The organism is Nonomuraea sp. NPDC049784 (assembly GCF_040659615.1).
Classification (GTDB): domain Bacteria; phylum Actinomycetota; class Actinomycetes; order Streptosporangiales; family Streptosporangiaceae; genus Nonomuraea.
The window spans coordinates 1-7,063 of sequence record NZ_JBFAMX010000532.1 but is presented as its reverse complement, the minus strand read 5'-3'; the positions used below and the strand labels follow the sequence as shown (position 1 = coordinate 7,063).

The following is a 7,063-nucleotide window of genomic DNA, read 5'->3' as shown; positions in this document are numbered from 1 at the left end:
TCCGTGCCGCTCGGCGAACGCGCGGGCCGGCCCCGTGGGATAGCGGTCGGACGACAGGAAGGTCAGGGTTTCCGGGTCCGCCTTGGTCAGCGCGGCCGACCCGCGGAGCGAGGGCCTCCGCGGGTTGCGGGCGGTGCCGGAGACGCTCTCGCGATTGACCGGTTACTCAAGTCGATTCCAGGCGGTAGCGCTCGATCCAGGCGGTGTTGAGATCGTCGGCCTGGCGGCGGTGCCGGGCCGCGATCGCGTGTCCTTCAGGCAGATGCAGCCCGAGGAAGCCGAGGATCCGCCGCGTGACGCCTGCCAGGTCAGCGTCGAGGTCCTCGTACCGCACCTGGTACGGCCGCACTCCATGCGATGCGAACCACTCTTCCCAGGCCGCGTTGTGCTCGTCGATCTGCTCGATCAGGGCTCGGATGCCGTCCGCGTCGTAGCCGGGCTCCCGTTCGTTGGTCGTGGCGCCGCCGATCTCGCCGTTGCCGCCGACGTACCAGGTGCCGGTCTGCTCGGCACGCAGCCAGGAAACCGCCTGCGCCAGGACGTCGTCGCGCCGCAGGTACACGAACCTCGTACGGCCGAAGGCGCGCTCCAGCAGCGGCACGTCCTGACCCGCGAGCTCGGGGTGCGCCGTACCGAGCTTGGCGACCACCTGGTCCAGCGTTCCCCACATGAGCTTCGCGGCGAACACGCCGTTCCCCGTCCGTCCTTCGGCGAGCGCCGCCCGCACGTAGTCGTCGTAACCGGCGGTGCCGGGAAGCCCCCACCGCTCGGCCCACAGCGGCTCGTCCGGCTCGCGGAAGTACGCCTGAGGGCGACCGGCGACCCCGGTGGACTCCAGCAGGCCGAGGAGGAGCGAGCTTCCGGTGCGAGGGGTGGCGCAGACGAAGTACGAATCGATCGGCGTGGCGGCGCCTGCATTCGGCATGGTCACGCTGCCCAGGTAAAAGGATCACGCGGGCCACCCGCAACCCAATTACGGGGGGCCGCACCGATACGTGATCCCTTGCCGAACAGCCGCTCGGCGGCCCCCTTGCTTACTCGTGGGCATCCGCCGGTTGTGGCGGACAGGCTCTGCCGCGATCGGGTTCACGGCAGAGCGGAATCAGGTCAGCAGGCCGATCGCTCCCAGCAGATTAGCTCTGACCCTTTGTGCCTTTGGTGGTGTGCAGTACGGGCAGTCGGGCGCGGGATCGACGCAGACCTTGACGCTGTCGCTGTCGTTGGACGGGTCGAGATCCAGCTCCTTGCCGCTGGCCGTGGCCGTGTTGACGGTTTCGGCGACCGCGGTGGCCTTGGCCCGGACGGTCAACGTGGCGGTGTCGCCGGCGGCGAGCGTGCCCACCGTCCACATGTCGCCGGCGTACGCGCCCGTGGAGGGTGTGGCCGACAGGAGAGTAAGCCCGGCAGGCAGCGCGTCCTCGACCACGACACCGGTCGCGTCGTTCGGCCCGGCGTTGCGGACGGCCAGCTGGTAAGTGACCGTGCCGCCGACGGAGACCCGTGTGTGCTCGGCGGCCTTGACCACGCTGAGGTCGACGGCGGGGTTGACCTCGGTCACGGCGTCGCCGCTGGTGGAGGTCAAGGGCTCGGGTTGGGCGCCCAGCCGGTTCTCGTAGTCGACAACGGCCTGGTTGGTGACCTTGCCGCCCGCGGCGGTCCGGCCGACCTTGACCTGGAACTCCACGGTGGTGCCGTCGGGCAGGACGCCGCCGTTGGGCAGTCGGCCGCCGGCCGCGGCGGTCGCGTCGTCGCCCAGGGTGAAGGTGATCTTCCCGGTGGCGGGGTCGAACTCGGCCTGGTCATCGCCGGCCTGGTCGGTCTTGGCTCCGGCATTGGGGCCGTCGACGACCTGGAGCGAGCCGGGCACGAAGGTGGTGCCCGGCGGGACCGTGTCGGTCAGCCGGGTGTCGTCCGCCGCGCCGCCGCCCTTGTTGACGGCGGTCAGCCGGTAGGTGATCACGTCCCCGACGTCCACGGGCCCTTGAGGACTTGCGGACTTGGTCACGATGACGCAGGGCGGGGTGCCGAAGAAGATGTCGTCGAGGAAGTTGCCGAAGGTGGGGTTCCCCCCGGCGGCGGAAATGGAGTGGAAGGCGAACCTGGTGGTCGTCTGCCCGGCGGGCACGGTGTAGGTGCCTGAGTAGGCGCTCCACCGTCCGTTGCCGTCGGACATGGTCGCCTGCTCCACCGGCCGTGCGGGATCGCCGATGTCCAGGGACATCGTGTCGGTGCCGAGGCGGCCCCGGTGAGAGAGCCGCCAGTACAGCTTCTGGCCCGGGGTGGTCGGGCGGTCCTGGTAGAGGGTCGAGACCTGGTTCGCGTTCAGCTCGGCGAACTGCCCGCCCTCGGCGGGTGGGACGCCCATCCGCGTGGTCCAAAGTTCGATCATGTGGTCGGTGGCGGTCGTCCGCCACCCGGGCACCGAGTTCGCGCCGCCCTGCGAGGCGTCGGGGAGCGGGGCCCACGGCCTGCCGGTGACGACGGGCACCTCGAAGCCTCCGTTGACCAGCGACACCTGCTCGGGGCAGGAGGTCGGGTCCTGCGCGGCACGCAGGACCGCCGGGGCCTGGACGGAAGGCCCGGCGTTCGCCTGGGCCGCGGTGAACACTGTCAGGGGTAGGGCTGCCGCCAGGGCGACCGGGTAACACATCCGTGGGATGCGCCTCATGATGATGTTCCTCTCGTCGAGCGGAAACCGCCTTCGACCGCCGGGGCCGGAGGACCGGCGCCGGCACCGAACGGCAGATTCGCCCCACGGGGTCATCTCAGGGGACATGACACGTGCCTCCTGCCAACCCTTGACACGATCTTGCTCTGTGCGGACCCTTCACGGTGAAGATTTCACCCTGACCGCTCATGGCGCCCTCCAAGATGCAGCCGGTTGGCTGACGAGAAGTGGCGGCGCCGACGAGCAACGGACGACGCGGACTCCACGGGCCCGGCCTGGCGTCGGTCTGCATGAGGAAACTGATCACTACGATCGTCGGGATGAGCTTGACGATCGGGATGCTCGGGCTCGGCGCCGGCGTTACCGGCACGACCGCCGTCGCGACAGCCGCGCCGACGCCACCAAAGGGGGTGCGTACCTCGGGTCCGACGGGTACGAAGGGCAGCGCGTAACCGCCGACCATGTGGCCGAAGTCCGGCGGCGCGCACACCCGTACCTGCTGACCGAGCGCCCTCAGCCGCAGCGCGAGCGCCACCACGGGCTGGACCTCTCCACGTGACCCGATCGTCGACAGCAGCACACGCACCGGAACTCCTCCCCGGCCATCCGCCGCATCGGTGCGCGGACCTGCGATTATGGGTCACGACAGCGGGCTTGTGGCAAGTGCCCCCACCCGGTATACGTTGAAAGTGGCAGGGACCGTCGCTCCGGTCCCAAGACCGCGGTTCCATTGACGCCGCGGGGAGCCCTCAGCCCTGAGTACGGCAGCGCCCCGATTTGGGCGGAAGTTCCGGTACGGTTCATGGTCCAGTCGGCTTCACTCATGAGGATCAAGGCTGCAAGGTTCCCCAATGAGGAGAAGTCGATGCGCCCCTTGACCTCGCTGGCATCCGCAGTGCTGACGATCGGTTTGTTCGGTTCCCTGATTCCACCGGCGACCGCACAAGACCTGCCCGCCATCGAGCCTCGGGTCGAGACCCCGCCCCTGTTCGACGACGAGGCCGGCGGCAACGCCAACGGCGACGACCCGGCGATCTGGGTCCACCCCGCCTCTCCGGCGCAGAGCCTGATCGCCACCACCGCCAAGGAGGGCGGTCTGTACGTCTACGACCTGGACGGCCAGCAGCTCCAGCACCTGCCCGCACCGGCCGCGCCGGGTCAGGACGACGAACCGGGCCGGCTGAACAACGTGGACGTCGTCTACGGCCACGCATCCAGGGCGGGTCGGGCGGATATCTTCGTCGCCTCCGACCGTGGTTCCGACAAGCTACGCATCTACCGGATCGATTCGGCGAGGGCGGGCCAGAACCGGCAGCCGCTCACCGACATCACCGACCCCGCCGCGCCGTTCGTCTTCAACGCGACCCAGGCGGAGGTGAACGACGCCGAGACCGTGTACGGCCTCGCGACGTGGCAGCGGGACTCGGGCACCTACGTCCTGGTCAGCCGCCGGCACACAACGCGGCTCGCGCTGCTGAAGCTCACCGACGCCCCCGGCGGCAAGATCGGCTACACGACAATCCGGACCATCGATCTCCCGTCGAGCTTCACCCTGCCGAACGGCCAGAGCTGGAGTCCCTGCGACGAGCCGGGCGTGGGCCCGCAGGTCGAAGGCATGGTTGTCGACGCCCAGACCGGCACCCTCTACGCGGCTCAGGAGGACGTCGGCATCTGGCGCATCTCCGGTGATCTCACCGGTTCGCCGGTGCTGATCGACCGTGTCCGCGAGTACGGCGTACCAGCCACCTACGACGCCGCCACCGAGGAGTGTGTCGCCGGAGCCGACCCCGGATACGGCGGCCACAACCTCACGGCGGACGCCGAGGGCCTGACCATCTACTACGGCAGAGACGGCAAGGGCTACCTGATCGCTTCCAGCCAGGGCGACGACACCTTCGCCGTCTATGACCGCAGGGGCAAGAACGCCTACCTCGGCTCTTTCCGGGTCGGCGAGAGCGGCGGCATCGACGGCGTGCAGGGCAGCGACGGGACGATGGTGATCAACGTGCCGCTCGGCCGCCGGTTCCCCAAGGGCCTGTTCGTCACGCACGACGGCGCCAACACCCCCGAGGCGTCGGATCCCGAGGGTGAGGTGCGCGAGAACACCAACTTCAAGTATGTGAAGTGGGATGACATCGCTCGCCGCCTCGGGCTGGACATCGACCTCACAGGCTGGAACCCGCGCGGCTGACCGGCCCTCGGCGGTCTGATGGGGTGAAATCCAAAAGCCGGACGAATAAAGCTGGATTTTTCATGAACTTCGGCGGTCGACCTGTCGTCTTTCCTACGGAAAGCATCACAGACAGGGGGCATCGTGAGAAAACTGCTACTCGTCACCGCCGTTGCCGGACTCGCGTTCACCGTCATGGGATCCCCCGCCGCGTCGGCCACCGCTCGCGCCTATCCCGGGACGTACGTCACCAATAGCCACGGGGACGTGCTGGCCGAGGCCCAATTGTCCGCGCACAACAGAATCCTCGTCTGCGACCGCAGCACCGACCACCGCTACGCGATGGCCAAGGTGAGGTACAAGGGCCACACCTACCAGTACGCCAACTACTACAAGGACCAGGACTGCATCGAGCAGAAGACCACCAGAATGCCGCACGGCACGATCGAGCTCTGGGCCTGCGTGAGTAAGCCGTACAAAGTGAAATTCGCCTACTGCGGGGCCAAGAAGACGATAGTCAGGCCGTGACATCAATGGGCCGCCGGTTCATTCCGGCGGCCCATTTCAGTATTTCTCTGGGTCAGATTCGGAATGGGCCGGTAACGCAGTAGGTGATGCCACCGGACGACGATCCCGAGGTGCCACGCTGGGAGGAGAAGTACAGCCGGTTGCCGGCGGGGTTGAAGGCCGGCCCGGTGATCTCCGACGAGCTCTGGCCGTTGATCCGCAGAAACGGGGAGATCTTGTCGTCTGGAGTGATCAGGCAGATCTCCATGTTGCCGCCGTCCTCGGCCACGTAGAGGTCGCCGTAGGTGGAGCCGGTGACGTTGTCGACGCCGGTGAGCGGCGCGGTGCCGGGGCTGACGAGGCTGTCGTCGTAGGCGAGTTCGTAGGTGTTGCCGGTCAGGTTGATCTGCCACACCCGGTTGTCACCCTTCGTGGTGAACCAGACCGTGTCGTCAGCGTAGTGGCAGCCCTCGCCGCCGTTGAACGACTTGGACCCGGACACCTGGCTCCGCGTCGCCGTCGGCGAACCGTCCGGGTCCGGGACGTTCGCCCAGGTGAATGACCCTGACGTGGCGGAGCCTGCCACCAGGACCTGGAGGGTGCCGGACGACAGATCGCCCCACGTCGTGGGGATGAACCGGTAGAAGCGTCCGTTGGTCTCGTCCTCGGTGAGGTAGATCACCTTGCGGACCGGGTCGGCCGCGGCGGCCTCGTGCTTGAACCGGCCCATCGCCGGGCGCTGCACGGCCGTGCCGCCGAACGGGTAGGTCTCGTAGACGAAGCCCAGACTGACCTCCTCGCACGACAGCCATGTGTTCCAGGGTGTCTTCCCACCCGCGCAGTTCTGCCGGGTGCCGGACAGGATCCGGTTCGCCGACGTGATGGCGCCGCTGGAGTCGAAACGGATGGCCGAGGCGCCTCCACCGGGGTTGATCTCGGAGTTGGAGACGTAGATCCAGCCGCTGCCGTCGGCGAAACACGCGCCTCCGTCGGGGGCGTTGTGCCAGGTGTAGGACGTACCGGAGACGGCCTGGCCGGAGCGGGCGATCACCTGGCTGGTGAAGCCGGCCGGCAGTTGGATGCCGTTGGCGTCGGCGGCCTGCAACGAGCCGTAGGGGCCGGGGGCGTTCTGAGCCGGTGCGGCGAGAGCGGCACTCTGCCAGAGACTGCCGGAGAAGGCGACCGTACTCGCACCGAGCACCGAGACGCGTAAGAAGTTGCGACGTTCCATCGACGAGACCTCCTTGAAAGGGGCGGCCCGCCGACGGTAAGCCGGCCGAATGGACGTCCGCCTGTCAGAAAAGTTAACGACAACAGTGCGGCACATCACATTCCGGTGCCCGAGGTTCAGGTGTCGCCGGGCTGCAGGAACGACCCGGCGCATGACGATCCGTTCTCGAGGCGGGACAGGGCTTCCAGGCCCGCGCCGACCAGCCCCGCGTCCTCACCGAGAGAGGCCGGGAGGAGCTGCGCGACGGACGGGCCAGGCAGGCTCTCGGCGCGGTAGGCGGCCTCCATCGGCCGCAGCAGCGCCGGACCGAGCATCGAGACCCCGCCCGCGATGACGATCGCGTCGGGGTCGATCAGGTTGGCGGCGCCCGCGAGCACCCGGCCCATGAGCGTCGCCGCGTCGCTGATCACGTGTGAGCCGAGCCGGCCGATCTCGGCCAGGGGCAGCGCCTGCCCGGTCTCTTCCAGGTACGCGCGTTCGATCGCCG

At 68.5% G+C, this 7,063-nt stretch carries 7 protein-coding genes; 2 read left to right on the top strand and 5 right to left on the bottom strand.

What is annotated here, in order from left to right:
* Nucleotides 1-166: 166 nt before the first annotated feature.
* The 3 genes from AB0J09_RS50765 to AB0J09_RS50755 all read right to left on the bottom strand — a co-directional run bounded on the left by AB0J09_RS50765 (nt 167) and on the right by AB0J09_RS50755 (nt 3,254).
* A complete protein-coding gene (locus AB0J09_RS50765) occupies nt 167-925 on the bottom strand; it encodes a Stf0 family sulfotransferase (protein WP_360708581.1) in 759 nt (252 codons plus the stop codon).
* Nucleotides 926-1,102: 177 nt separating this feature from the next.
* Entirely contained in the window at nt 1,103-2,668 is a 1,566-nt protein-coding gene (locus AB0J09_RS50760) for a DUF11 domain-containing protein (RefSeq protein ID WP_360708579.1), read from the bottom strand.
* A 97-nt stretch (nt 2,669-2,765) separates the two neighbouring features.
* Entirely contained in the window at nt 2,766-3,254 is a 489-nt protein-coding gene (locus AB0J09_RS50755; protein WP_360708577.1) for a glycosyltransferase, read from the bottom strand.
* Nucleotides 3,255-3,533: 279 nt separating this feature from the next.
* Between AB0J09_RS50755 and AB0J09_RS50750 the strand changes: the two genes are divergently transcribed.
* Both AB0J09_RS50750 and AB0J09_RS50745 read left to right on the top strand, forming a co-directional pair.
* Nucleotides 3,534-4,859, top strand: a complete 1,326-nt coding sequence (locus AB0J09_RS50750) for a phytase (protein WP_360708574.1) — start codon at nt 3,534-3,536, stop codon at nt 4,857-4,859.
* Nucleotides 4,860-4,982: 123 nt separating this feature from the next.
* Nucleotides 4,983-5,366: a hypothetical protein gene (locus AB0J09_RS50745; RefSeq protein WP_360708572.1), complete on the top strand. Its 384-nt coding sequence runs from the start codon at nt 4,983-4,985 to the stop codon at nt 5,364-5,366.
* 52 nt (nt 5,367-5,418) lie between these two features.
* Here the strand turns inward: AB0J09_RS50745 and AB0J09_RS50740 are convergent, their stop codons facing one another.
* Complete coding sequence (locus tag AB0J09_RS50740) at nt 5,419-6,576, bottom strand: alkaline phosphatase PhoX (protein WP_360708569.1); 1,158 nt, start codon at nt 6,574-6,576, stop codon at nt 5,419-5,421.
* 116 nt (nt 6,577-6,692) lie between these two features.
* The coding region (locus tag AB0J09_RS50735) for an ROK family protein (RefSeq protein ID WP_360708566.1) at nt 6,693-7,063 on the bottom strand (371 nt) is incomplete at its 5' end.

What these genes read in the sequence shown, in the direction of transcription:
- AB0J09_RS50765 (WP_360708581.1), bottom strand. Translation starts at nt 925, where the DNA reads ATGCCGAATGCAGGCGCCGCCACGCCGATCGATTCGTACTTCGTCTGC.
- AB0J09_RS50750 (WP_360708574.1), top strand. Translation starts at nt 3,534, where the DNA reads ATGCGCCCCTTGACCTCGCTGGCATCCGCAGTGCTGACGATCGGTTTG.
- AB0J09_RS50740 (WP_360708569.1), bottom strand. Translation starts at nt 6,576, where the DNA reads ATGGAACGTCGCAACTTCTTACGCGTCTCGGTGCTCGGTGCGAGTACG.
- AB0J09_RS50760 (WP_360708579.1), bottom strand. Translation starts at nt 2,668, where the DNA reads ATGAGGCGCATCCCACGGATGTGTTACCCGGTCGCCCTGGCGGCAGCC.